Here is a 26,103-nt window from a genome sequence, read left to right on the forward strand (position 1 = left end):
ATTTATGACGGAAGTCTATTGAATAGATAAATATAAACTTCTAATGTGAGGCTCATAATATAAATAAAGATTAGTGAAATAATGAAAAAAATCATTCAAGGTATATTCATCATTGCTTGTATGTTTACAGTTAAATCATATGCAGCAAGTTTTGATTGCTCACGTGCAACTACCCAGACAGAACATACAATTTGTGAGAACTTAGATGTAAATGATGCAGATGTCCGCATGGCAACATCTTATAAAATTGTAAATAAGTTAATGCCAATGGGAACTCGGTCTGCTATTCGAGATGAGCAAGTCAAATGGTTAGCAATGCGTGATCGTTGTGGTACAGGGGTTTCTTGTTTGAAAGAAGTTTATAAAATGCGTCAACAGCAACTCGATATATATTTGCAGCGTGTTTATAAACAGGGACCTTTCTAAATTTTTTTTAAAAACGACTATTGAAAAATGTTGATCTTGCTCCAATTCATTATGTATCTCAAACAATGTAATGAATTTAAGGAGTAATGAATGAGCGAGCAAAGCGCACAAAAACATAGTTTCCAAGCTGAAGTAGCACAGCTATTACATTTAGTGACGCATTCTCTATATTCAAACCCAGAAATTTTTCTACGTGAATTGATTTCGAATGCATCAGATGCGTGTGATAAGTTGCGTTTCGAAGGGATTAATCATCCTGAATATTATGAAAATGACCCAGAACTACACGTTCGTGTCATTCTAGATAAAGACAATAAAACCATTACAATTTCTGATAACGGAATTGGTTTAACTCAACAAGAAGCGATTGATAACTTAGGTACAATTGCAAAATCAGGTACTAAAGACTTTATGTCTAAATTATCTGGTGATCAAAAATCAGATGCGCAATTAATTGGTCAATTTGGTGTAGGCTTCTATTCTGGCTTTATTGTTGCCGAAAAAATTACTGTTGAATCACGTCGTGCAGGTACAGCTACAAATGAAGCTGTTCGTTGGGTTAGTGGTGGTACAGGCGATTTTGAAGTTGAACAAATTGAAAAAGAAAGCCGTGGTACAGACATCATTCTACATTTACGTGATGATGCTTTAGATTATTTAGAAGCATATAAAGTTAAACAAATCATTAATAAATATTCTGACCACATTAGCTTGCCAATTGAAATGCAAAAAGAAGTTTGGCAACAAGAAGAGGTTGCTGAAGGTGAAGAACCTAAAGGCGGTCAATATGTTAAGACTGATGAGTGGGAAGCAATTAACTCGGCAAGTGCACTGTGGACGCGTAATAAGTCAGAAATTACAGAAGAGCAATACACAGAGTTTTATAAGAACTTAAGCCATGACTTTGAAGCACCACTTGCATGGGCGCATAACCGTGTTGAAGGCAGCACAGAATATACACAACTGCTTTATATTCCAAGCAAAGCACCGAGTAATATTTTCACACGTGAAGCAAAACCAGGTCTTAAGCTTTATGTGAAACGTGTATTTATTATGGATGAAGCGGAAAATCTCATTCCAAACTACTTACGCTTTGTACAAGGTGTTGTTGATAGTGCAGATTTACCGCTAAATGTAAGCCGTGAATTACTTCAAGAAAGCCGTGATGTTAAAACTATTCGAGAAGGTAACACACGTCGTATTTTGACTGTGTTAGATGGTTTAGCTAAGTCTGAAGATGAAAAAGACCAAGAGAAATTTAAAACATTCTACGCAGAATTTGGCTCTGTGTTAAAAGAAGGCTTGGGTCAAGATACAACGAACCATGAGCGTATTTTAAAACTTCTACGTTTTGCAACATCTACCAATGATGATGTTTCAACATCTTTGGCAGATTACAAAGCACGTATGAAAGAAGGGCAAAATGCAATTTATTACGTGACTGCCGATAGCCTAAATGCTGCGAAAAACTCACCACAACTTGAATTGTTCAAGAAAAAAGGCATTGAAGTATTGTTAATGTCTGAACGTGTAGATGAATGGGCAATGGAATTTGTTCATGAGTTTGATGGTACACCAATGCAAAACGTGGCAAAGGGTGCGGTTGATTTAGGCGATCTTCAAGATGCAGAAGAGAAAAAAGCATTAGAGGAAGCAACGGAGCAATTTAAACCTGTTGTTGAAAAGTTATCTTCTGCATTGAATAAGAAGACCAAAGAAGTACGCGTAACGACGCGTCTAGTCGATTCTCCTGCATGTTTAGTGACAAGTGATGGTGATTTATCTCCACAACTATTACGCATGTTAAAACAAGCAGGACAGCCTGTTCCTGAAATTAAGCCAATTTTGGAAATTAACCCTGAACATCCATTGGTGAAAAAATTAGAAAACTCAGAGCAGTTTGATGATTTAGCCAATGTAATTTTTGATCAGGCACTTATTGCTGAAGGCGGTTTACCTGATGATCCTGCTGAATACATTAAGCGTATCAATAGTCTTTTATTGAAGTAATTGTTCAGTGATAGAAAGCCTCCTTCGGGAGGTTTTTTATTGTGCTTAAAACGGAATAAGTAGAAATAGATTGCTTATATCTTATTCAAATTTTCAATAAAAATGATAAGAAAATACGTCCATATATTAATCTGTAAATTAAATAAAAAGTCAATTATTAATCTATAATAACGATGTTTAATTTTGGAGTTTAAATTATGAAACTTTTTCTATCTCTCGTTGCTGTTGTAAGTATTTCTTTGGGTTCTATGCAAGTTGCTGTTGCAAATGTATCTGAAAAAACAGGTGTTCATAAATCGAATGTTTCTGTGGATAAAGCGTTAAGTCATGTGGAAATTAATCCATTTGTAGATCGTAAGCGTGCAGATAAAAATGAGCGTGCAAAAACTGAAGCAAAAATCACAGATAAAAAACGTTTTACTCGTGAAGGTCATGTTGTGAAATATAAATCAGTTGTATAGCTGTTTTTAAAAAAGCCCATCTTCTTGATGGGCTTAAATTTATTTATTTTCTATACGTGCATTTAGAGCATTTAATAAATCTAAAGTGATAACAGGCTGCGTTAAAGATGCAATTGTTTCTTGAATAATTTGCCAGTTTAAGCCTTGTTGACGTGTAAGGGTGACGTAAGGATATGAAATTTCATGTTCATCCAACAGTAAGCGTTTTTTTCCACAAATTAAGCGAACTTTCCCGCGTTCTTCTAAGAAGATAACAGGCGTTTCAATTTGAGCTTCTGCTTCATCGAATAAAATAAACTTCCGATTTGTCACCATGCTTTTTGGAATAAAAGGGAAGTAATTATCTTCCTGAAAAATGATTGAGGTTGATGACACATAGGCTTTAAAAAGAGCTTCATTCTGAGCAAGCGCATCTTTCAAATCTTGCCATTTTAAGGTACGAATTGCAGATAATTTTCGTGCTGAATTCGAGCAATAATCTGTGAGCAAGCGAATTGCTTCTATTTCATTTTCCGCACCCATATAAATAATATATTGAGTGAAGCTTCCTGTATTTGTGGTTTCTTCTGCCATAAAAATAGGGCGATGAATGAGGTTTTCAATATCAGCTATATTCACAAGAATAATACTTGAAGAATTTGTTTGAACAGGCAAATGATAAATAGAGGGCTGAATATTGTTTAAAGTGACTGGCGTAACAGGAAAATCTACGCCATCTATAGAAATTTGATTAAGCTGAGTAAGGCTATGATTGCTTGCTAATATTTCTGTTAAAGCTTTGGTTTCTGTTGTTAATTCGGGAAAACTATCTTCAGATTTTTCTTGAATATGCTTTGTAATAGGTTGGGTAATTGTTAAAGAATCATCTAGCTCTAAAGTTTTAGATTGTTCTGAAATGTTACTTACTAAAGGAGATGGAACGGTTTTTACTGCGCTTTTCGGCGGATTTTTTATTTGATTCTGTACCGTTGTTGAGCCACGCTGAGTAAAATCGGAGCTAAGAATTTTAATTTCATTTTCTACAAAATTTTGAGGAAGATATTTTTGAAAAATAGGTTCATCAAATCGAATGCAAATATCTTGTATACGCTTTTTTGTTTGAACGGTTTCAAAAAGAGAAAGTGAACCATGTTCTAAACGAGCGATTAGATCATGTAGTTCTTGAATGAGTTTTACTTTATCAATATTGTTCATTATATCTGGCTCAAAGGAGCTTATTTACCTTTTCTAAATAACGACCTAAAACAATATTCAATGCTAATTCAATCAGCTTATATTCTGAAGATTGTGGATTTTGATATTTCTCAGCCATTTCAATTAAATGTTGAATATTAATTGCTTGTGGTGGAATTTCATTTCGAATAAGCGCTTGTGAAATAGGTAAGTGCATAATGAACTCGAAGGGTTAAACGTGATTTAAGTTCATGGTTATAGGAGAATTTTGATCTATGAACAATATATTGAATCGATGACTTAGAAGAGCATCTGCATGATAATCAATCAAGCGAAGAATGCAAAGAAAAAGCCATCTATTTAGATGGCTTTTTTATACAAATAAATTTATTTATTTGGAACTTCACACTGATCATCTGCACACGTTGGTGCATCTTTCAGTATTCGCTTCTGTTGCAGCAGGCGCTTCTAAAGCTTTTTCCATGACTTGTTTAAATACGTCAGTTGGTTGTGCACCCGCTAAAGCAACGCGTTGATCGAATACAAAGAATGGAACACCTGTCACTTGTAGTTGATCACGTGCAACTTCTTCATCGAATTTTACAAAGTCTGCATATTCATCAGAATTCAATAGGTCATCGACTTCTACAGGGTTTAAACCAATACGAGATGCAACGTCTTCTAAAGTTTCACGTTCACCAATAGGCAAACCTTGAGTCATATAGCTAAAGAAGAAAGCTTCTTTGGCTTCTGAACCTAAACCTTTGCTTTGAGCAAGGTGGATGATTCTGTGCGCATTAAAGGTATTACCTGAGTTTGCACCTTCCCAGTTAAAATCGATTCCTTCTTCTTTTGCCATAGCTGCAATATTGCGTTGCATTTCTTCAACTTCAGCAAGTGTACGACCATATTTTTGCGCTAAGCGTTCAGAGTTTGAAACTTCTTGGCGAATTGGTGCTTCTGGGTCTAATTGGTAACTGTGCCAATGTACTTCAAGTTCTACACCTGCTTCAGTTGCAGCTTTTTCTAATCTTTTTTTGCCGATATAACAAAATGGGCAAACCACATCTGACCAAATATCTACGCGCATGAGCATTCTCTTATTCATTAATATTTTTAAAATGGGGATACTTTGCATAAATTAAAGCATGAAATTCATAATTAGCTGTTAAATGTACAAAACATCATAAAAATTTAACGTATTTATGCGATAAATTCTAATTCTATAAAGCCTTTAAAAATAAAGTGTTGTTTCCGTTAAAGATTGCATTTTGTATAAAAAACATGCAATTATGAGGCTTAATTTGACTATACCTTTGTATAGGAGAAAACATGAAACGCGTGATATTGGTTGTTGCTGCGGTGACATTGAGTATTTTTGGATATTTGATTTATCAATATAAAGTTCAGCAAAATGAATTAGCACAACTAGAAGTTTATCAATCTGTTATACAAGATAAAGGTCAATTGATTTTTGAAGCTGCACAAAAGTGGCAAAAGCCAATTTCTGTAGATTTAAACACGCCAGAATTAGAGGGCGATTATAAAATTATGGCAGATTTTGTACTAAATTTTATGGTGCAAAGTGCTGAAGCTCGAAATACTTATTTACGTGAATTAAAAGTGTTAAATTGGCATAAATTTTTAGATGTAAATCGTTTAGAGCAAGACAAAAAGCATAAATATGAAGAAACGGAAATTATGTTTATTGCCGTAAAAGAGGTGATTACACGTTACCAAGAAAGTATGGCACGCCGTGATGAATTGGCATTAAAAGAGGCGAAACATTTAAAGGTGAATCAGCGTTTTCGTCGTTATTTAACCGAGTCTTTTAAAGAGGTGGTGAAGCAAAATAATGGGCAAGAGTTATTTGAACTTGAACAGCAAAGTTTTGCGAAAGCGCAGGCTTTATTCGCCATTTTAAAAGAGAGTAAGTGGCAAGCGAAGAACAATATGTTTATGTTTCAGGGTGATGATCACGTGAAACAGTTCAATCAAATTTATAAGGAAATGCTTGAGTTAGATAAGCAAATGAAGAAAGTAAGTCAAAAAAATCAGAAAGCGATAGAAGCGAATTTATAAATTCTAGGAAATATATTTAGCAGATATGAAGCATATCTGTCATCAAAGATTCAAAATATAGGCTTAGTCTATGTGTATCGAATAATTATTATAAAACTGATGGCAGGTATGAAATGAAACACATATATGCAGTTCACGATATTAAGCAGTTATATTTAGAATTTTTAGAAAATAGGGCTTACCCAAAATTAGAGCGTTTAAGCAATTGGGGTAAAAACCGTTTTTTCTTTCATCGGTATTTTAATTTAGTTGAAGATTTGCACCATACAGAGCAGATTGTAATTGAGTTTAATCGTCGTGTTTATAGTTTAGATACGGGCGATGCCCCCGATTTTATGGATAAAGACCGTTATTTAGAATGGCTAACTGCAAAGTTAGTGGCTTAAATTTGTGTTCTTATTTAAAAATTTGATTAAAAAAGGATGCGAATGCATCCTTTTTTTGTTTACGTTGAACTTGATGTGTATTTGCTTGTTGGAATAGGTCGTTTAAGTGTGTAAATTTTTGGCTATATTTATACTAAAATTATATGGTTAACTGGCTTATAAAAGTCCTGATTATTGCGTTAGTATAGGGTTAACGCATTAATAATATGAAAGCTAAATGAGCACAAGATTAATTCAACATCTTAAAAATAAATGTGAAGCAGATGCGAATGTAGCAATTTTATATGCTCAGTGGGAATTTGACCAAAAGTTGGTTGGAAAAGCTTTAGAGAATATTGGTGGATTTTACCCACACTTTAGTAATCATAATGCATCACATTCACAGCAAATTTTGGTCAATATTGAGCGAATTTTAGGTGATGATGTTGATTTATTAAGTGCTACAGATACGTGGCTTATTTTAGAGGCAGCATATTGGCATGATGTGGGCATGTTGGTTGATGCTAAAAATGCCAAAGAGGTTCATACCAACCCTGATTTTAATTTCATGATTCAGACGATTGCCAATGAGAAAGGGCATGACTTACAAAAATTCTGTAAAGCTTATGTAGAAAAAAATTGGTTGTCAGCCATAGGAACATTGGATCATCCTTTTGATGGAGTTGAAAAATATCGTCAATTGATCGCAGAGTGGTTTAGAAGAGGACACGACAAAAGAGTAGGGAAATTAGTTGAAGACCCCTTTAAAGATTTAGGAATTACTTCACCGAGAACAGAACTGTTACCAAATCGTATTTACCGTTATTTGGGACAAATTTGTGTTTCTCATGGTATGAACTTTAGTAATTTAATGGAAACACTTCCCTACAAGCAGACTGGTTTGGGAACAGAAAATTGTCATCCAAGATTTATTGGCTGTTTGCTTCGTTTGGGAGATTTATTTGATTTAGACGACAATCGTTTTTGTCCAGTCATGGCAAAGCATGTCAGCAATATGCCTTCTGTCAGTAAACACCACCACGACAAGCATTTATCGTTACGTGAGTTTCAACTTGATAAACGAACAGTCAAGCTTGTTGCCGAATGTCCCGATGAAATGTCATATGTAGAAACGCAAAATTGGTTTGGTTGGATACGTGAAGAATTTCAAAACCAAATGTCACAATGGAATTTGATTGTTCCCGATTTAAAGTTTGGTTCACTACCGACGATTGAGCAATTAGATGTCAAGATGGAAGTGAAATATGATAGTGGAGTAAAAAAAGAAAAATTGCTTCTTAATAACAAACCAATGAAATTCAAATTAGACGAAAAGAATGCAATGGAGTTACTGCAAGGTGCGAACTTGTATAGTGATGAATACAGTATATATCGTGAACTAATACAGAATTCTATTGATGCCACAATGTTAAGAATTTGGCTTGAAGAGGATCAAGAAAGGCTAAAAGAATTACACCCATATCATGAAGATTTTTTTAAGATACTTGAAAAGTATCCACTTCGTTTAGAACTAAACAAAGTTAAAAATATCGAAGGTTCCTTGGATAGTATTTGGGAGTTTCAAATTATTGATCAAGGTATTGGAATGAGTATGGTTGATCTCGGTTATATGCAGACTATGGCGGGATCAAGTAGAAATAATCATAAAAAGAAAATAATTAATGAAATGCCTAAATGGATGAGACCTTCGGGTGAGTTTGGGATAGGTTTGCATAGTGCATTTCTGTTAACAAAAGATTTGCCCTTAGACATGCAGAGTATTAGATTTTATACATATAACTATTTTTCTCACGATAGCTTAGATATTGAAATGTCTTCACCCCTAGGTGGAAAGCAGGGTTATTGTTTTATAACTAAAAATATTGGGGATATTAGAAAAATAGGTACAGCAACAAAGTTTTATATAAAAGTTAATTTTGATTTAGAGAAAATAGAGAATGATCAAAAAATTAACTTTATAAATATAAATGATTTTGAGAAAAAATGGCGTATTTATGAAAAGCAAAAAATATATGAGAAAATTTTGAAGAATGCGCCAATTTTTACTTCTGGTTTTTCTAAAGAGTTAATCTCAGATGTGATTTGGGATAAAGAAAAACAAGTGGCATTTTATTTAAAAACTAATATTCATGGCAATGATGTTTTACAATCATTTTTGTTTAAAGGGCAAAGCGTTGGTATTAATAATTATAGAGAATACTCATTAAATCATTGTTCTTATATGGATTATATGGTTGATATATATGGGCTTAGTGCTAAAACTATATTAAATATTAGTAGGGATTATTGGAATATAGATTTTGAGTGTAAGCATGCAGAATTTTTAAAAGATTTGTTTGAAAAGCATCTTTCTAATCTTGAAACGATAGAGAGTGATTTACTGAAATTAATATATTGTATAGATTATAAAGTTAATTTTAAAATTTCTAGAAAGTGGGAGGAGTATAAACTTGGAGACTATGAGATAAGTGATTTTTTAAATAGTGATGGTTTTTATGTATTTGATATAAGTGATAGTAGATTTATAAAATTCAAAGAAAATTTTAATGAGTATATTTCATTGGAATTAATTAATGATAATGATAAAGGGTTATTTTATGCGTTGAATAATTTTTGTGAAAATCAAGGATATAATATGTATGATTTAAGATTATCAGAGGATGTTCATCGTTATCCAGAGTATGTAGGTATAAAATTTTATAGCAAAAATTTTATACCTAATGAAAAACTTAATGATTTAGTATGGATAAAGTCGAATTCTTCTTATTATTCTAATCATAATGAAAATATATTTGAAAGTTTTTGGAGTGATTTGGAAAGAGAAGCTACTATATTGGTATCCGATCATCCATCAATAAAGTATTTGAGTAAAAGCGATGATACCTTAGGTTTTCTAAATGAATTTGAAAATTTATTAGTAAAATATCAAGAATATTGGGATGAATTAAGTATTTTGTCTCCTTATCAAATTATCGATAGAAAAATAGAAATTCTAGATTTAGAAAAATTAAGCATTTATGTTGCAAATCGAAAAAATGATTTATCTAATGTTAAAGAATATAAGAAACTCTATGAAAAATTAATTATCGAGATCGATAAATATAAAGAAACCCCACAATAAGCGGGGTTTCTTTTAACGAAGTATTTAAGAATTAAACACGTTCGATAATTGTCGCAATACCTTGACCCAAACCAATACACATCGTTGCTAAACCGATTTGCGTATCTTGTTGTTCCATTACGTTTAGAAGTGTCGTTGTAATACGCGCACCCGAACAACCCAATGGATGACCAAGCGCAATAGCACCACCATTCAAGTTAATCATGTCTTGCTTGTCATAAATACCCAAGCCTTTCATTACAGACAAACCTTGAGCAGCAAACGCTTCATTCAACTCAATCGTTTGAATATCTGCCATGCTTAAACCAGCACGCTTCAACGCTTTTTGAGTTGCAGGAACAGGACCATAACCCATAATTGCAGCATCACAACCTGCAACCGCCATAGAACGAATCACAGCACGAGGCTTAAGACCCAAAGCTTGAGCACGTTCAGCAGACATTAATAACATTGCAGAAGCACCATCAGACAATGCTGAAGAAGTACCTGCCGTTACAGAACCACCTTTAGGATCAAACACAGGACGCAAAGCAGCAAAAGCTTCAAGATTTGAATCGGGACGAATCACTTCATCAATATCGCAAAGCTGTTTAAAGCCGTTTGCATCGTGACCTTCAACACCAATAATTTCATTTTTAAAACGACCTTCTTGCGTTGCAGCCCAAGCACGACGATGAGATTCAACACCAAACGCATCTTGCTCTTCACGTGTAATGCCATTCATACGACCTAACATTTCAGCGGTTAAGCCCATCATGTTAGACGCTTTTGCATAATGCTTAGATGCTTCAGGGTTAAGGTCGATGCCGTGCATCATCCCTACGTGACCCATGTGCTCTACGCCACCAATAATGAAAATATCACCTTGGTTCGTTGCAATTTGTGCAGCAGCGGTATGAATTGCTTGCATAGAAGAACCACAAAGACGGTTTACAGTTTGACCTGCAACAGTTTTTGGTAAATCTGCTAACAAAGCGATGTTACGTGCAACGTTCATCCCTTGTTCAAGCGTTTGGTTTACACAGCCCCAAATTACATCTTCAACTTCGTTGGTATCAAACTGGTTACGAGCAACCAATGCACGAACTAATTCAGCAGATAAGCTGTCAGCACGAACATTACGGAACATACCATTTTTGGTTTTACCCATTGCTGAACGTACGCCATCAACGATGACAACGTCACGTGGATTTAAAGTAGCCATTCACGTTGCTCCTTAACCGTAGAATTTTTTGTTGTTAGCAGCCATGTCACGCAACAATTGTGGCGCTTCATAAGCTTTACCTAAGTGAGCATACTTGTCGCAAAGCGCAACGTATTCAGCAACACCTGTTTGGTCGATGTAACGCGCAGGACCACCACGGAATGGAGGGAAGCCTACACCCATAATCATGGCCATATCTGCTTCAGAAGCTGTCGCAACAATGTTGTCTTCTAGGCAACGAACAGTTTCGTTACAGAAAGCAAGCATCATACGATCAATGATTTCTTGAGCATCAAATTCACGTTTTTCAGAAGTCGCAACAGAAGCAACAAGTTCATATGCAGTAGGATCAACCACTTTGGCTTTTTTGCCTTTACGGTCTAATTCGTATTTGTAGAAACCAACGTCATTCTTTTGACCAAGACGTTTGTTTTCATACATTACTTGAATAGAACCTTTGTAGTCAGGCTTCATGCGGTCAGGGAAACCTTCCGCCATCACTTCTGCACCGTGAACGCCAGTATCAATACCAACAACGTCCATGAGGTAAGCAGGACCCATTGGCCAGCCGAAACGTTCCATCACTTTATCAATTTGTTGGAAGTCAGCACCATCTTTAAGAAGAAGGTCGAACGCACCAAAGTAAGGGAACAATACGCGGTTTACCAAGAAGCCCGGGCAGTCGTTCACAACGATTGGTGTTTTACCCATTTTCTGAGCTAATACAACAGTAGTTGCAATTGCCTCAGCAGATGTTTTCTCACCACGAATCACTTCTACCAATGGCATCATGTGAACAGGGTTAAAGAAGTGCATACCGACAAAGTTTTCAGGACGTTGTAAGCTTTCAGCCAAACGCGTAATTGAAATTGTCGATGTGTTAGATGCAACAATTGTGTTTTCACGTACTGATTTTTCAGTATCGGCAAGAACCGCAGCTTTGATTTTTGGATTTTCAGTCACCGCTTCAATCACAATATCCACTTCTTTAAACTCTTCTAAGCTTAAAGTAGGACGGATACGCGCTAAAGTTTCGCCCATTTTCGCAGGGGTCATTTTTTTGCGTTCAACTTGTTTAGTCAACAACTTGTTCGCTTCAGACATACCCAAAGCTAATTGTGGGTTACCAATATCTTTCATGATGATTGGTGTGCCTTTGCTTGCCGCTTGGTAAGCAATACCACCACCCATAATACCAGCACCTAAAACAGCGGCTTGGTTTACAGGATGCGCGCCTTTTTCATAACGCTTCGATGTTTTTTTCACAATTTGGTCGTTGATGAATAAACCAATCAACGCACCTGCTTGTGGTGTAATCGCAGCTTTAGCAAAACCTTGAGCTTCAATTTTTAAAGCTTCATCACGTGGAAGGCTTGCACCTGCTTGTAACGAATCTAAAAGTAATTTTGGAGCAGGGTATTGCGCAGGATTTGCTTTAGAGAGAACAGCACCTTTAGATGAGTTAAACGCCATCATTTGTTCGATTGGGCTTAATTTAACAGGATCTAATTTTTCTTGGCGTTTTGCTTTCCAGTCTAAACGACCTGCAATTGCTTGTTTAACAAGGTCAATGGCAGCATCTTGAAGTTTGTCCGCAGCAACAACAGCATCAACAGCACCATCTTTCAGTGCAGCAGCAGGCTTCTTAGGATTAGCCATTGCCATCCATTCAACTGCATTGTCGATACCAATGACACGGCTTAAACGAACCGTGCCACCAAAGCCTGGGAAAATCCCCAGTTTGATTTCAGGTAAACCAACTTGCGCTTGTTCAGACATGACACGGTAGTCACAAACAAGACACATCTCGAAACCACCACCTAAAGCCATGCCATTAATAGCAGCGACTTTAGGGATGTTTAAATCTTCGAAAGAATTAAAGATGTCATGAACAGGCAAAGCCCAATCCACAATCGCTTGTTCGCCTTGGGCAAAGTTAGCACCAAATTCTGTGATATCTGCACCAACGATGAATGTAGATTTTGCGCTTGTAACGATTAAACCTTTAACATCGTTATTTGCTTTAACAGCATCAATTGCAGCTTTAAAATCTTCAATTGTTGCGCGGTTAAATTTGTTGACCGACTCACCTTGTAAGTCAAAGCGGAATTCTGCAATTCCGTCCGAAAGCATTTGGACGGTAATGGCATTGCCAGCGTGGATCATGCCTGATCTCCTTTATTTTGGAGGACTTCTAAGTTGATGTTTTGAAGCGTATGCGCTTTCCCGCGCACCGTATACTTCGCTAATCTTACGATAACTATAGCTAAAAAGAACATAACAAGTTGTATCAAGCCGTGACGCAAGGGTCATGAATTTATATTTAACCTTTGCTTGCATTGATATTTAAACGATTTAACGTGTTCTTTATAGATACTATGAAATAATTGTTTCAGTTCAATTTTTTAACAGTTTCATAATGTTTTATATTGGATGTTCGTCTGAAAATTCAAGTTTTATTTGGCTACGTTTTTGGTCAAAAAAGTCAATTGAGTAAAAAGTTTACATTGAATATTAAAAATAGAACACAGCATTCGCAAGGTGAAAGTGTGTATTGCGTTCTAAATTTGGTATAATTTTTAACAATTACTAATGTCTTTACATTGAATAAGACAAACTAAAAATATTCGTAGGTAGTCTTATGATCAAGTGGATTATTTTGGCAATCTTTATTGCCTCTGCATTATATATTCAACGCCGTGGTAAGGTTCGCCATACTTTTTATCGTCAATTTTTTGACCATTCAACAATTCTGGCACCTATTAACTTCTTAATGTACAAGTTTTCGAAAGTGCCTAATCAGCCTTATATCGATACGCAACATTTTGAAGATTTAAAAGTGCTAGATGAAAATTGGGAAATGATTCGTGATGAAGCGAAAGCTTTATACGAACAAGGCGGTATTAAAGCCTCTGAAAAATATGATGATTTAGGCTTTAACTCATTTTTCAAAACGGGTTGGAAGCGTTTTTACCTCAAATGGTACGATTCTGCACATCCATCTGCTTCTGAGCTTTGTCCAAAAACAACCGAACTTTTGAAAACATTGCCATCGATTAAAGCAGCAATGTTTACAGAACTAGCACCTGATAGCCGTTTGGTTCGTCACCGCGACCCGTATGCAGGCTCATTACGTTATCACTTGGGTTTAATCACACCCAATGATGATCGTTGTTTTATTGATGTAGATGGTGAACGCTATTCTTGGCGTGATGGTGAAAGTGTTGTGTTTGATGAAACATATATTCACTATGCTGAAAACACCACAGATCAAAACCGTATTATTTTCTTTGCCGATGTTGAGCGTCCATTAAAGTCTAAGCTCATGGAACGTTTTAATCATTGGTTTGGTAAAAGCGTGATGACTGCGGCAAGTTCACCCAATGAATCGGGTGATAAGACAGGTGGTTTAAATAAAGCATTTGGTTACATTTACCAAATCCGCGTAAAAGCAAAAGCATTAAAGCAAACCAATAGAGGCTTATACTACTTCTTGAAATGGTTCTTAATGTTTGGTGCTTTCTTCCTTATTTTTATTCGCCCTTATGTTTTTTAAAATATTTGTACGATATTAAAAACGTTCTTCGGAGCGTTTTTTTATGGCTGAAATTTAGTCAAATTATCACTTTGAGCGTTTAGCCTTAATCAGATAGAATGAAACAAAATAAGGTGAATATTCATGCAAAAATTTAGATCAAAAAAAGAATGGTGGGTTTTAGCATTTTTAGTTTGTATGACAGGTTTGCTTGTTCAATTGCTTGTGACTATGCAAGTGAAGGGGAATATTTCGGCTTATCCGATACATGCTGCAACATATATCATCACGATATTTATTATTTGGTGGCCCATTTTTAATACACGCTATGTTGTAGATAAAGAATATTTAACAATTCACTGTATGTTTTTAACGTGGAAAATTAAGCGTACAGACATTCAAAGTATTTCTGCAACAAATAATTCAATAGCATCGCCTGCATTATCTTTAGATCGATTAAAAATAGATTATGTGAAAGATGGTAAAACCAAATTTGTATTGATATCACCTAAAGATCAAAAAGCGTTTTATCAGGCTTTAGATTTGGTTTTAAACACTTGATGCCGTGAAAAATAATCGTCCTATTTTTAGAGAAAGAGATTCAAACATGAATCTCTTTTTTATTGCACAACATATTAAAATGAAAGTTGCTTGAAAAATGGATGGAAATCATCACATCATGTAGCGATAGATCAAAAGTAAATTAAGGCGCAGAGTGAACGAAAACGCACGAAATAATATTGAAAAAATTCTAGCGAATATGACCAATTTACCCGGTGTTTACCGTATGTTAGGTAAAGATGGTGAATTGTTGTATGTGGGAAAAGCCAAGAATTTAAAAAATCGTGTTTCGAGCTACTTTGTTAAAACCATTGAGCATCCTAAAACTCAAGCTTTAGTGGCTCGAATTTATGATATAGAAACCTTAATTGTTCGTTCTGAAACAGAAGCTTTATTACTTGAACAAAACCTGATTAAACTGCATCGTCCACCTTACAATATTATGCTGCGAGATGATAAATCATACGTCTATATTTTTGTTTCGGCAGATAAGCCATATCCGCGTATTGCCAGTGGTCGCGGGAAAGGTAAGCATCAGGTAGGTAAGTTTTTTGGACCGTATCCGAGCGCATATAATGCCCGAGATACTTTGGTGGTTTTACAAAAATTATTTAACGTTCGCCAATGTGAAAACAGCTATTTTTCACAGCGTAAACGTCCATGTTTGCAGTATCAAATTAAGCGCTGTTCTGCGCCATGCGTAGGTTTAATTTCCCCCGAAGCTTATAAAGAAGATATCAATAATTCAATTCGCTTTTTACAAGGTGATACCAAAGAGTTAAATCAAGAACTCATTTCAAAAATGGAAGAGGCAGCGGAAAAGCTCGAATTTGAAAAAGCTGTTTTTTACCGTGACCGTATGGCGCTACTTCGAGATGTACAAGCGCAACAAGCTATTTATAAAGTCAAAGGTGAAGCCGATATTATTGCGATTGCTTACCATGCAGGGGTGACCTGTGTGCAAATTATGCATGTGCGTAATGGCAAAATGTTAGGTGGAAAAAGTTATTTCCCAGATATGTTGGGAGATGATTTAGGTCAAATGCTTTCAGACTTTTTAGCCAACTTTTATTTCCAAGTTGCCGATGAAGTTCCAACAGAATTGATTGTAAATGTTGATGTTTTAGACCGTAAAGAATTAGAAGATGCTTTACATCAACACTTCGAGAAGAAAGTACAGATTAAACATCATGTCCGTGAAACACGTGCAGAATGGCTTGAACTTGCACAAATGAATGTTGAACATGCAATTAAAGGCAAATTAGCCAATCATTTTGAATTGAATGAACGTTTCCATCAGCTTGAACAAGTACTGGGTAGACCAATCGATAGCATAGAATGCTTTGATATTTCCCATACTATGGGCGAAGCAACTATTGCATCTTGTGTGGTTTTTGACAGTGGTGGTGCACGTAAACGTGACTATCGTCAATTTTCTATTACCGATATTACTGAAGGCGATGATTATGCAGCAATGCGACAAGCATTAACTCGACGTTATAAAAAGCATATGTTGCCAGATTTACTTTTAATTGATGGTGGTAAAGGGCAACTTCATATGGCAATGGATGTCATGAAAGATTTAGAGCTAGATGCTTTTATGGTAGGCGTGTCTAAAGGTGAGGGGCGTAAACCGGGTTTAGAGACGTTGCACTTTACAGATGGTGAAAAAATCCAATTGGCAGAAGATCATAAAGCCTTACATTTAATTCAACAAGTTCGCGATGAAGCGCATCGATTTGCCATTACCAAACATAGAGCAAAACGAGATAAAAAACGAGGTTCATCGATACTCGAAGTCATTCCGGGTCTTGGACCAAAACGCCGCCGTGATTTATTAACACATTTTGGTGGAATTCAAGGTGTGTTGAAGGCTTCTGAAAAAGAGCTCACTTTAGTACCGGGCTTAGGCGATGTGATGGCACGTACAATTTATAAAATTTTGCATGAATAAGGTACAAAAGTGCATATGCTTTAAGGGAGTTTTCTTCGTGACACTGTTGGGGATTTCGTATAAAGTGAGCGCTATTAACGATGGATAAAACCTTAACATTTATGTGAGTTAAAGCACACATAAAGAGGAAAAATTGGCGGTGTCTATGACCACAGGTCGAATCCTGAATATTCCGAATATTTTAACTTTAGCGCGAATTGCACTTATTCCTGTTTTTCTTTTAATTGCATATTGGCCGCCTGCAATAGGTGTGAATGAGCATATCGGTGGTATGACTCGACACCTCATTTTGACGGGTATTTTTGTTGTTGCTGCTGTTACAGATTGGTTCGATGGCTATTTAGCTCGAACATTGAATCAGACATCTGCTTTTGGTCGGTTCCTCGATCCTGTTGCAGATAAGCTAATGGTCGCAGCCGCTTTAATTGTTCTTGTGCAATGGCAACCATCAATTTCTATGGCATTTGCTGCAATTGTGATTATTTCACGTGAAATTACCGTATCAGCATTACGTGAGTGGATGGCTGAATTGGGTGCGCGTACAAATGTTGCAGTTTCAACGGTAGGTAAATATAAAACAGCATTTCAAATGATCGCAATTTCAGTATTTTTATTGAATTGGCCTCCTTTAGAAATGTTGGCATATGCATTGTTATACACCGCTGTTGTTTTGACTTTGTGGTCGATGTTTATTTATTTAAAAGCGGCTTGGCCTTATTTAAAACAACCTTAATTGATCCTCTGTATATAAAAAAGCTCCGAATGATCGGAGCTTTTTTATTGTTCTCAAATTATGCGATGAATTAACTATGCGTTTCTTCTTCTGCATCATCTTCAAAGGTTTTGGCAATTTTTTCAATATTTAAACTCTTTGCCATCGCGTCGAAAATTTCTTTGTAAACACCATCTTGATGATAAAGATCATCGTGCTCACCATGTTCTGCAATCGCCCCATCTTTCATGACATAGGTATAATCTGCATCAATAATTTGCGACAAACTATGTGAAATCATAACAACGGTTCGACCTTGTTTAATTTCATCTAAGCTTTGTTTAATTTGCTCACTTGCAATGGCATCTAAACTGGCCGTTGGTTCATCTAAGAAAATAATCGGTGGATTTTTCAAGAACATTCGAGCCAAAGCTATGCGTTGCTGCTGACCACCCGAAAGCATCAGTGCATCTGCATCATAGCCATTCGGAAGTTGTAAAATCTGTTCATGAATTGAAGCTTTTTTTGCTGCAATAATGACTTCATCTAGGTTTGCATTGGTTTTACCATAACGAATATTTTCAAAAATTGAACCTTGGAAAATGTGATTTTTTTGCAGAACTAAACCAATATGTTCACGTAAAAATTGGGTATCGATATCTTGTAAATCTATGCCATCAATACTGATTTGCCCATCTTTAGGTTCATAGAATTTATCGAGTAAACTGATAAGTGTTGATTTTCCTGCACCAGAAAGCCCAACCAAAGCGGTAATTTTATTAGGGCGAATTTCCATGTTGATGTTCTTTAAAGCATAGTGACCATTTGGATAATAGAAATTGACATTTTTAAGTTCAAATTTACCTTTTATCGTCGGTTTTTCTGAACCACTCGATTCTATTTCATTATCTGCTTCTAAAATTTTAAAGAAGCTTTCCGAGTAAATCATAGCGTCATTGACTTCATCATAAATGCGATGCAATGAACGAATAGGGGCAGACACGTTATTGAATAACAAAACATGATACATAATCATGCCTATACTCATTTGCCCATCAAGCACAAAATATGCCGTTAAGATGATAATGAGCACAATGCCAATTTGTTCAATAAAGGTTTTTAAACCATCAAATAAGAAACTAATTTGACGAGTTTGCATTTGATTGTCAGTCAGTTCTTTTTGTAGTTTTAATTGTTTAGATGACTCAATCGTTTCACGGTTAAACGATTTAATAACAGTAATTGAGTTAATAATACCAAGAATGCCTTGGCTCTTTTTTTCACGTCCATCGCGTAAATTACGACGCCAATCACCAAGTTTATGTGCTTGTTTATAAGTTAGCCAAAAATAAATAGGCACAATAATTGTAGCCACTAAACCCACGTAAAAATTGGCATAATACATTAAACCTAAAGCCACAAATGCACTGGTAAACAACGGCAAAATATCAATGAAAAAGATTTGAACGAGGCGAGTTAGTGAGCCAATTCCACGGTCTATTCGAGTTTGTAATTTTCCAGCTTGATTATTATCTTCATTAAAAAAAGATAAACGATAAGTCAGAAACTTTTCGATAATGCTTTGGGCTAAATCTTGTGAAACAAAGATTCGTAATTTTTCACCATAAAATTTTTGCCCAAATTGAACAAAGGCATTGATGATTTCTTTACCCAATAATATTGCGGTAATTGTAATTAAAATATGCCAACCATCTGCAAGCCCAAGACCTGCCTCCACAAGCTTATTAATGCTATCTACAGCGTATTGAAGTGTTAGTGCATTAACCTGAGCTGTTAATGAGCCAATGAGCGTTAATATAAGCGTTGCAACAACCAAAAGTTTATAGGGGTGAACAAATGGTCTGAGTTTTTGAAAGAGTTGCCATAAATTCATATTCAATATTTCTTATTTTTAAACATGGGTTTAAGTCTATGCTTCATTTTGAATGAGAACAAGATTTGTCGATGTTTTGATTTGTGAATAAAATTTGAGTTAAGCTGAATTTGAAAACTGAAGAGCTTATATCTACATGAACTTTGAGTTATTTGAGCCTGAACTGAGCGACAATATTTTACCGTGCGATGGTGTGGTGAAAGATTTTGGCTTAATTTTAAATGTAGAACAAAGCGAGAAATATCTACAATATTTTCTAAAACAATTAAATTGGCAAAATGACGAAGTTTATTTGCACGGACAATATTTTAAAACAGATCGAAAAGTAGTTTGGTATGGCGATGAACATTTTAAATATCACTATTCAGGTACATTGAAACAAGCGCAAGTTTGGGATGCAGGTCTATTTCGATTAAAGCAACATATTGAAAAATTAGTGGGTCATCCATTTAATTCATGTTTAGCAAATTTATATGAAAATGGTACGCAAGGCGTGGGTTGGCATAGTGATAATGAAGAAGCTTTATCGCCTAAAACAGGAGAAGAAACCGTAATTGCTTCTTTAAGTTTTGGTGCAACACGCAAGTTTAGTTTTAAGCATAAACTTAAAAATCATAAAGTAGATTTAATGCTGCAAAGTGGTCAATTGATTGTGATGCGAGGCACAACGCAACGTGATTGGAAGCAGAAATCTACTCAAATTTTAGAACCCAGAATTAATTTAACATTTCGATATTTTTATCCACCGAAAAATTAAGCAATAAAAAAGCCCATGTATAAATGGGCTTTAATTTTTTCAGATGAATTAAAGTGTTTTTTCTTCTATTTGATTGGCTAAACCTGCAATTTTTTTCTCAATAAGTTCTGCATTTTCTTGCAAAATTGTAATGAGTTTTTGAAGATTTACAAATTCAAAGCGGTTTTTTGAAGCCAAAAGCGTTAAAGCTAATGGGGGCTCTTTACTAGAAAACTTTACAGGAACAGATACACCTGCAATATTTGGATCTAATTCACCATTTGAAAAATAATAGCCTTGTTTCTTAATTTTTTTCATTTTGATTAGAAAATCATTTTCATTGTGAGCAAAATCTACATCTGCAAGCTCTTTCGCAAAACGTTGGTAATAATCCAAAATCCCTTGTTTAGGCAAATGTGCAATCATAATTTTTGCAGATGAGCCAACAAAGACAGGGCGAGGACAACCACGTCCATAAGAGAGCAACATTGTGTTTTGAAAGACTTCATCATGTAGGTCGATACATGAGTCATGATTTAAATGCGTAAGTAAGCAAGAAAACTCTGTGCGTTTTACAATTTCTCGTATAAATGGAATGCTAATTTGAACCAAAGGATCTGTGGTGCGAGAAATATAGTCGAGCACTGCAATTTTAGAGCCCAGAGTATAGTCACCCGAAGTCCCACTTAGGCGTTGTAATAATTCGGCAGATACAAGCTCTTTTAAATAACGGTAACTCGTAGGTTTAGATAAGCCTAGCTCTTCACTAATAATATCGACATTAATGATAGGGCGAGATAATGAAAATAAATCTAAGACTGTAAGGATTTTACCGAAACTGGAAATTGCCATAGAAATCTGCTTGGTCTAATGAAGAGGACATTTGAATAATAGTCACTATATAGCAAAAATACGGAAAAACGACATCGCTTTTATTGCAATCCTCTTAATGTAAATTAGGTGCTTAGATGTATAGTTTAAGAAAATGGAAGATAATATGTATAAATATCATAAAAATATTAGCTAAATTATCAAATAAAGATATTAATGTTGACAAATTTGATTATTTTTGAAAAAATCTGCTTTGAAAATATCCAATGGTGAATAAATAATCTACTTGCTATTGAGCAAATAGTCATCTCCATTTTCTTCCGATATGACAATTTTTTGATCATGTCTATATATGATTTCTTTTACTTGAATAACCTTTAAAAATTTTCGTTAAATGCGAGGATTAAATGACGCTGTATATTTATTTATATGGCGCGATGAAGTTTTCTCTAAAAGAAGTCTCAAACACTTTCAGAGATAAGCTATGTTGCTGACCAAACAAATACTCGCTTTCCGACCCAATAAAATGGATTGGATTTTTGCGACTAAAACGTTTTTGGCGGGTATGTTGGCACTTTATGTCGCATTTTCTTTGAATTTGGCTTATCCCATTTGGGCTGTTGGTACTGTATTTGTGATTGCCAATCCATATTCAGGCATGACATCTTCTAAAAGTTTATATCGAGTATTGGGAACCTTATTAGGGGCAATTGTTTCAATTGTAGTTACGCCCGCTTTAATTAATACACCGTGGATATTTACTTTCTTTTTAGCCTTTTGGGTTGGTTTCTGTCTTTATATTTCATTATTAGATCGAACACCACGCAGCTACATTTGTATGCTTGCAGGTTATACGACGGTTATTATCAGCTACAACATTGTGTATAACATCGATACTAGTTCTGTATTTGACATGGCAATTGGGCGGTTTTTGGAAATCACAGTAGGGGTGGTGTGTAGTGCTATTGTGACCACAACCATTTTTCCAATGCATATAGGGCCTGCGGTCAAAACACGAGTTTCAAAAGCACTTCAAGATACAAGAGAGCTCTTTGAAAAAATCTTAATTGATGAGAAAGAGCTTGGAAACTACAGCACAGCGCTGAGTAGTATTGCACGAGATATTGCCGATATTCATGTCATGGCAGTGCATTTAAGCTATGAAAAATCGACTTTGCAGGGAATGACTAAACCTTTGCAAGAAATGTTGCATCAGCTCAGTATGCTTGTATCGAATTTAGTTTCAATGGCAGAGCGAATTAAGCAATTAGATCAAATTGATATGAAATATCGAGATGCTTTAAAAGTTGCGAATGAACATATTATCGATTTTTTACAGCGAGATCATGATATTTCAGAATTTAAATTAAATGCTTTACCTGAAAGTTTTGATCAAGATTTTGCTGCTATTTCTGCATCTGCAACAGCGTCACAACAAGTCATGTTGCTAAGTTTAAGAATGGATTTACGACATTTCATTCAAAATGTACGGGCGCTCAAACTCATTTGGCAACGTATTCAAAAAGGCGATGCAACATTACCTGAAAGTGTTGCGCCATTAACCACGAATTATCCAAGTTTACACCGTGATTATGGTATGGCGGTTCGTGGTGGTATTTCTGCATTTATTGTTGTGGTTGTTGCTACAGGTTTCTGGATTTTAAGTGGCTGGAAAGCAGGTTTTATGCTTGCTGAAATGGCGGCGATTAGTGCCTGTATTTTAACCTTTATGGATAATCCTGTACCTGCCTTAAAAATATTTATTCGCGGTAACATTTATGCAGGAGTTTTTGTCTTTCTTTATGCTTATGGCATCTTCCCCTACGTTACGGAATTTTGGCAACTCTGTTTGGTACTTGCACCTTTTGTAATGTATTGCCTAATGATGTTTCCGCATCCGCCATTAACTGCGCTGGCTTTGCCTTTATTAATGGGAACAATTATGGGGTTGAATCTGCAAAATCGTTATGTTCTAGATCAGGTTTTCTTTTTTGATGCATCTATTGGAACGGTGATTGGTCCAATTATTTCGGTTTATGTGATTCATTTGGTTCGTGCAATGTCACCAGATATTACGGCTCAACGTATTTTATCTTTACATTACAAAGCTATTCGACAAGCTTTATACATTCCATATGGTGTGAATTTCAGAATTCACTTGCGCGGTATGTTAGATCGGATTGGTATCTTAAATACAAAAGTGGTTCAGTCCGATTCCTTAAAGAAAAATATTCATTTGGCACTGATTGAATCCAGTGCTGTGATTGATTTAACGCGTATTCAAGAGCTTATGAATAAGATGGATGATCAACTGAGTATCTTCCAAAGTTTGGCAGATTTACAGTCTTATTTAGATGACTATTTCCGCGCCAAAGAATTACATCAAGCAGAAGATGAGCTTCGAAATACCTTACTCAATAAAATCCAAAGCATTCAGCAAGAAGCCTTTGTGTTGGATGATATTAATATTGCACAGCGTTTACAGGTTTCTTTAAATAATATTCAAAGCAGTTTATGTCATGCAACTTTTGATGAAACGGCACAAGTACATTTGGTGAGTGCATAAACATGGGTGAACTCAATATATATGGCGTGTATGTGCCAATTTTTTTAATTCAAAGTGTGCTTGCATACATGGTTTTACGCATTGTAATGATTGGTACAGATCGTTTAGTTGAAAACGGCTGGATTCCATTACCGAGCGTTTTTAATTTGTGTTTGTATCTCATCTTGTTATGGCTAATCCATTGGGGTTTTATCGTGTGTTTTGCATAAGCGCACAATCTATTGAAATGAACGAGGTAAAATGAAAATGGCATCCTTTGATTTACGTAAAATCATACGACCGCTTGGTTTTTTAGTGGTTGCGATTCTTGCAATATTCGCAATTAAACACATTTGGAACTATTACAATTCTGAGCCGTGGACACGTGATGGGCGTGTAAGAGGAGATGTCATTCAATTATCTTCTGATGTTTCAGGTTTAGTCACAGAAGTATTTGTTCAAGACAACCAAACAGTGAAGAAAGGGCAAGTGCTTTTTAAAATTGATGTTGCTCGACAAGCTTTAGATGTTGAGCAGGCACGTTCAGATTTAGCAAAAGCCAAGGCGAGTTTGGCTGGTGCTGAGGCTGAGTTATTGCAAGCAAAAGCAAACGTAGCGAAATCAAAAGCAAATAGTAATTTGGCAGATAAAAATGCAAGTCGTTATGCAAGTTTGATGGATGGCGCAATTTCAAAACAAGAACAAGATCAAATGTTTGCTGTGCGAGATCAATCACATGCAGAACATGAGCAATTGCAAGCCGCTATTGAACAAGCAAAAGCCAATATTATTCAGCAAAAAGCACTCATTGAGGTCGCAACCAGTAGCGTACATTTGGCTGAGCTAAATCTACATCGTTCAGAAGTTGTAGCACCTGCCGATGGCACATTATCTAATTTTGAATTAAAAGAAGGTAATTATGTAAAAGTTGGACAAGCCGTCGCGGCTTTATTAGACCGACAACAGTTATATGTTGTGGGTTATTTTGAAGAAACGAAACTGAATAAAATTTATGTTGGTGCGCCCGCAACTATTCAATTAATGGGAGATTCTCATAAACTCAAAGGTCATGTTCAAGGCATGGCATCGGGTATTGAAGATAGAGAGCGAACCTCAACGACTGGATTATTGGCAAATGTAAACCCAACATTTAGCTGGGTTCGTTTAGCACAACGTGTTCCTGTGAAAATTGTTTTGGATGAAATTCCAAAAAATGAATTGGCATTTGTTGCAGGTCGCACAGTTACTGTACATATTTTAGAAGATAAAAAATAAAAAACCGTCGTTCATTTCATAAAAAAGCATCCTAATTTGGATGCTTTTTTATTTGTGGGCTAAGGCGTTAAACGGTAATCCTCCCATAAATAACCGAAGTTAAAAGTAGAGGTTAAGCAGCCATTAGAGGTGGCTTTCCTTTGTTAGCTTGATGTGGTCTTTCATGGTTGTAATGCCACAACCAGTTTGTTGCATAATCTTGTACTTCATCCAAAGTATCAAATAAATGCTTGCTCAGCCAACTATAACGTATGGTCCGATTATAGCGTTCAATATACGCATTCTGCTGTGGCTTACCCGGTTGAATATATTCAATACGAATACCGTGCTCAGTAGCCCAGCGCACAAATTCGTGACTGATAAATTCGGGACCATTATCGCATCGGATCACTAACGGTTTTTCTCTCCACTCCAGCAATTGATTCAACGTACGAATAACCCTGATTGTGGGCAATGAGAACCCTGCTTCAATGGCTAGGCCTTCGCGGCGGTAATCATCAATCACATTCAATAATCGAAACTTGCGACCATCGGAAAGCTGATCATGCATAAAATCTAATGACCAAACTTGATTTTCTCGGATTGGTTCTTTCAATGGTTCAGGCGCATGCCGTTTTAGTCTTCTTCTCGGTTTAATACGCAGATTCAGTGCCAACTCACAGTAAATGCGGTAAACCCGCTTGTGATTCCAGCAGCAACTCTCAACATGCCGTAAATACGAGAAGCACAAACCAAAGCCCCAGTCGGAATTTTCCTCAGTGAGTTCAATGAGCTGTTCAGCAATGAGTGCATTGTCATCGCTGAGTTTGGCTTGATAGCGGTAGCAGGTTTCACTAATGCCAAATGCTTTACAAGCCAAACGAATACTAATGGCATGCTGGGCAACTGCCTGTTGTGCCATCTTACGCCGGCAAGATGGCTTTACCACTTTTTTGCCATCGCTTCCTGGATGATTTCGGCCTTTAATCGCTCTTCCGCATACATCTTTTTAAGTCTGGTATTTTCGGCTTCTAGCTCTTTCAGTCGAGCCATTAATGATGTATCCATACCACCATATTTGGCACGCCATTTATAAAAGGTAGCATTACTCATGCCGTGTTCACGGCAAAGGGTCGCTACAGGTGTGCCAGATTCTGCCTGTTTCAAGATGGACATGATCTGACTGTCAGTAAATTTAGATGTTTTCATGCAGAATCT

At 35.9% G+C, this 26,103-nt stretch carries 22 protein-coding genes; 14 read left to right on the top strand and 8 right to left on the bottom strand.

Annotation, left to right across the window (positions count from 1 at the left end):
- Positions 1-81 precede the first annotated feature (81 nt).
- The 3 genes from A6M14_RS02155 (at position 82) to A6M14_RS02165 (ending at position 2,897) form a co-directional block, all read left to right on the top strand.
- Positions 82-426, top strand: a complete 345-nt coding sequence (locus A6M14_RS02155; RefSeq protein WP_152873305.1) for a lysozyme inhibitor LprI family protein — start codon at positions 82-84, stop codon at positions 424-426.
- A 90-nt stretch (positions 427-516) separates the two neighbouring features.
- Positions 517-2,436, top strand: a complete 1,920-nt coding sequence (gene htpG / locus A6M14_RS02160) for a molecular chaperone HtpG (protein ID WP_152873307.1) — start codon at positions 517-519, stop codon at positions 2,434-2,436.
- Positions 2,437-2,633: 197 nt separating this feature from the next.
- On the top strand, positions 2,634-2,897 hold the full coding sequence (locus A6M14_RS02165) for a hypothetical protein (RefSeq protein WP_152873309.1): 264 nt from the start codon (positions 2,634-2,636) through the stop codon (positions 2,895-2,897).
- A 39-nt stretch (positions 2,898-2,936) separates the two neighbouring features.
- Here the strand turns inward: A6M14_RS02165 and A6M14_RS02170 are convergent, their stop codons facing one another.
- From A6M14_RS02170 to A6M14_RS02180, 3 genes are all read right to left on the bottom strand, one after another.
- Positions 2,937-4,091 (bottom strand): hypothetical protein, encoded by a 1,155-nt coding sequence (locus A6M14_RS02170; protein ID WP_152873311.1) that lies wholly within the window; start codon positions 4,089-4,091, stop codon positions 2,937-2,939.
- A gap of 10 nt (positions 4,092-4,101) precedes the next feature.
- Positions 4,102-4,287, bottom strand: a complete 186-nt coding sequence (locus tag A6M14_RS02175; RefSeq protein WP_152873313.1) for a hypothetical protein — start codon at positions 4,285-4,287, stop codon at positions 4,102-4,104.
- Positions 4,288-4,482: 195 nt separating this feature from the next.
- Positions 4,483-5,160 (bottom strand): DsbA family oxidoreductase, encoded by a 678-nt coding sequence (locus A6M14_RS02180; RefSeq protein WP_152873315.1) that lies wholly within the window; start codon positions 5,158-5,160, stop codon positions 4,483-4,485.
- Positions 5,161-5,402: 242 nt separating this feature from the next.
- Between A6M14_RS02180 and A6M14_RS02185 the strand changes: the two genes are divergently transcribed.
- From A6M14_RS02185 to A6M14_RS02195, 3 genes are all read left to right on the top strand, one after another.
- Positions 5,403-6,152: a hypothetical protein gene (locus A6M14_RS02185; RefSeq protein ID WP_152873317.1), complete on the top strand. Its 750-nt coding sequence runs from the start codon at positions 5,403-5,405 to the stop codon at positions 6,150-6,152.
- Between the two features lie 113 nt (positions 6,153-6,265).
- Complete coding sequence (locus tag A6M14_RS02190; RefSeq protein WP_152873319.1) at positions 6,266-6,538, top strand: hypothetical protein; 273 nt, start codon at positions 6,266-6,268, stop codon at positions 6,536-6,538.
- 217 nt (positions 6,539-6,755) lie between these two features.
- Complete coding sequence (locus A6M14_RS02195; protein ID WP_152873321.1) at positions 6,756-9,659, top strand: HD domain-containing protein; 2,904 nt, start codon at positions 6,756-6,758, stop codon at positions 9,657-9,659.
- Positions 9,660-9,690: 31 nt separating this feature from the next.
- Here A6M14_RS02195 and fadA read toward each other — a convergent pair whose 3' ends face one another.
- On the bottom strand, positions 9,691-10,863 hold the full coding sequence (gene fadA, locus A6M14_RS02200) for an acetyl-CoA C-acyltransferase FadA (RefSeq protein ID WP_152873323.1): 1,173 nt from the start codon (positions 10,861-10,863) through the stop codon (positions 9,691-9,693).
- A 12-nt stretch (positions 10,864-10,875) separates the two neighbouring features.
- A complete protein-coding gene (gene fadB / locus A6M14_RS02205; RefSeq protein ID WP_152873325.1) occupies positions 10,876-13,029 on the bottom strand; it encodes a fatty acid oxidation complex subunit alpha FadB in 2,154 nt (717 codons plus the stop codon).
- A 475-nt stretch (positions 13,030-13,504) separates the two neighbouring features.
- On the opposite strand from fadB, the gene lpxO reads away from it, so the two are divergent.
- The 4 genes from lpxO to pgsA all read left to right on the top strand — a co-directional run bounded on the left by lpxO (position 13,505) and on the right by pgsA (position 17,646).
- A complete protein-coding gene (gene lpxO / locus A6M14_RS02210) occupies positions 13,505-14,419 on the top strand; it encodes a lipid A hydroxylase LpxO (RefSeq protein ID WP_152873327.1) in 915 nt (304 codons plus the stop codon).
- A gap of 123 nt (positions 14,420-14,542) precedes the next feature.
- Entirely contained in the window at positions 14,543-14,959 is a 417-nt protein-coding gene (locus tag A6M14_RS02215) for a PH domain-containing protein (protein ID WP_152873329.1), read from the top strand.
- 154 nt (positions 14,960-15,113) lie between these two features.
- Positions 15,114-16,913, top strand: a complete 1,800-nt coding sequence (gene uvrC, locus A6M14_RS02220; RefSeq protein WP_188110836.1) for an excinuclease ABC subunit UvrC — start codon at positions 15,114-15,116, stop codon at positions 16,911-16,913.
- Between the two features lie 145 nt (positions 16,914-17,058).
- Positions 17,059-17,646 (top strand): CDP-diacylglycerol--glycerol-3-phosphate 3-phosphatidyltransferase, encoded by a 588-nt coding sequence (pgsA, locus tag A6M14_RS02225; RefSeq protein WP_152873402.1) that lies wholly within the window; start codon positions 17,059-17,061, stop codon positions 17,644-17,646.
- A gap of 70 nt (positions 17,647-17,716) precedes the next feature.
- On the opposite strand, the gene A6M14_RS02230 is transcribed toward pgsA, so the two are convergent.
- Complete coding sequence (locus A6M14_RS02230; RefSeq protein ID WP_152873331.1) at positions 17,717-19,519, bottom strand: ABC transporter ATP-binding protein; 1,803 nt, start codon at positions 19,517-19,519, stop codon at positions 17,717-17,719.
- Between the two features lie 136 nt (positions 19,520-19,655).
- On the opposite strand from A6M14_RS02230, the gene A6M14_RS02235 reads away from it, so the two are divergent.
- A complete protein-coding gene (locus A6M14_RS02235; RefSeq protein ID WP_152873333.1) occupies positions 19,656-20,276 on the top strand; it encodes an alpha-ketoglutarate-dependent dioxygenase AlkB family protein in 621 nt (206 codons plus the stop codon).
- Between the two features lie 48 nt (positions 20,277-20,324).
- Here the strand turns inward: A6M14_RS02235 and A6M14_RS02240 are convergent, their stop codons facing one another.
- On the bottom strand, positions 20,325-21,107 hold the full coding sequence (locus A6M14_RS02240) for an IclR family transcriptional regulator (RefSeq protein WP_152873335.1): 783 nt from the start codon (positions 21,105-21,107) through the stop codon (positions 20,325-20,327).
- 463 nt (positions 21,108-21,570) lie between these two features.
- Here A6M14_RS02240 and A6M14_RS02245 point away from each other — a divergent pair, with 463 nt between their 5' ends.
- The 3 genes from A6M14_RS02245 to A6M14_RS02255 are packed head-to-tail and all read left to right on the top strand — an operon-like array spanning position 21,571 to position 24,906.
- Entirely contained in the window at positions 21,571-23,652 is a 2,082-nt protein-coding gene (locus A6M14_RS02245; RefSeq protein ID WP_152873337.1) for an FUSC family protein, read from the top strand.
- 2 nt (positions 23,653-23,654) lie between these two features.
- Complete coding sequence (locus tag A6M14_RS02250; RefSeq protein ID WP_152873339.1) at positions 23,655-23,861, top strand: DUF1656 domain-containing protein; 207 nt, start codon at positions 23,655-23,657, stop codon at positions 23,859-23,861.
- 37 nt (positions 23,862-23,898) lie between these two features.
- On the top strand, positions 23,899-24,906 hold the full coding sequence (locus A6M14_RS02255) for an HlyD family secretion protein (protein WP_152873404.1): 1,008 nt from the start codon (positions 23,899-23,901) through the stop codon (positions 24,904-24,906).
- Between the two features lie 112 nt (positions 24,907-25,018).
- On the opposite strand, the gene A6M14_RS02260 is transcribed toward A6M14_RS02255, so the two are convergent.
- A protein-coding gene (locus A6M14_RS02260; RefSeq protein ID WP_101494812.1) for an IS3 family transposase occupies positions 25,019-26,094 on the bottom strand; the annotation gives its coding sequence in 2 pieces (ribosomal slippage) (positions 25,019-25,842 and positions 25,842-26,094; 1,077 coding nt in all).
- Between the last annotated feature and the right edge of the window lie 9 nt (positions 26,095-26,103).

This window comes from Acinetobacter portensis, assembly GCF_009372215.1.
GTDB classification, from domain to species: Bacteria; Pseudomonadota; Gammaproteobacteria; order Pseudomonadales; family Moraxellaceae; genus Acinetobacter; species Acinetobacter portensis.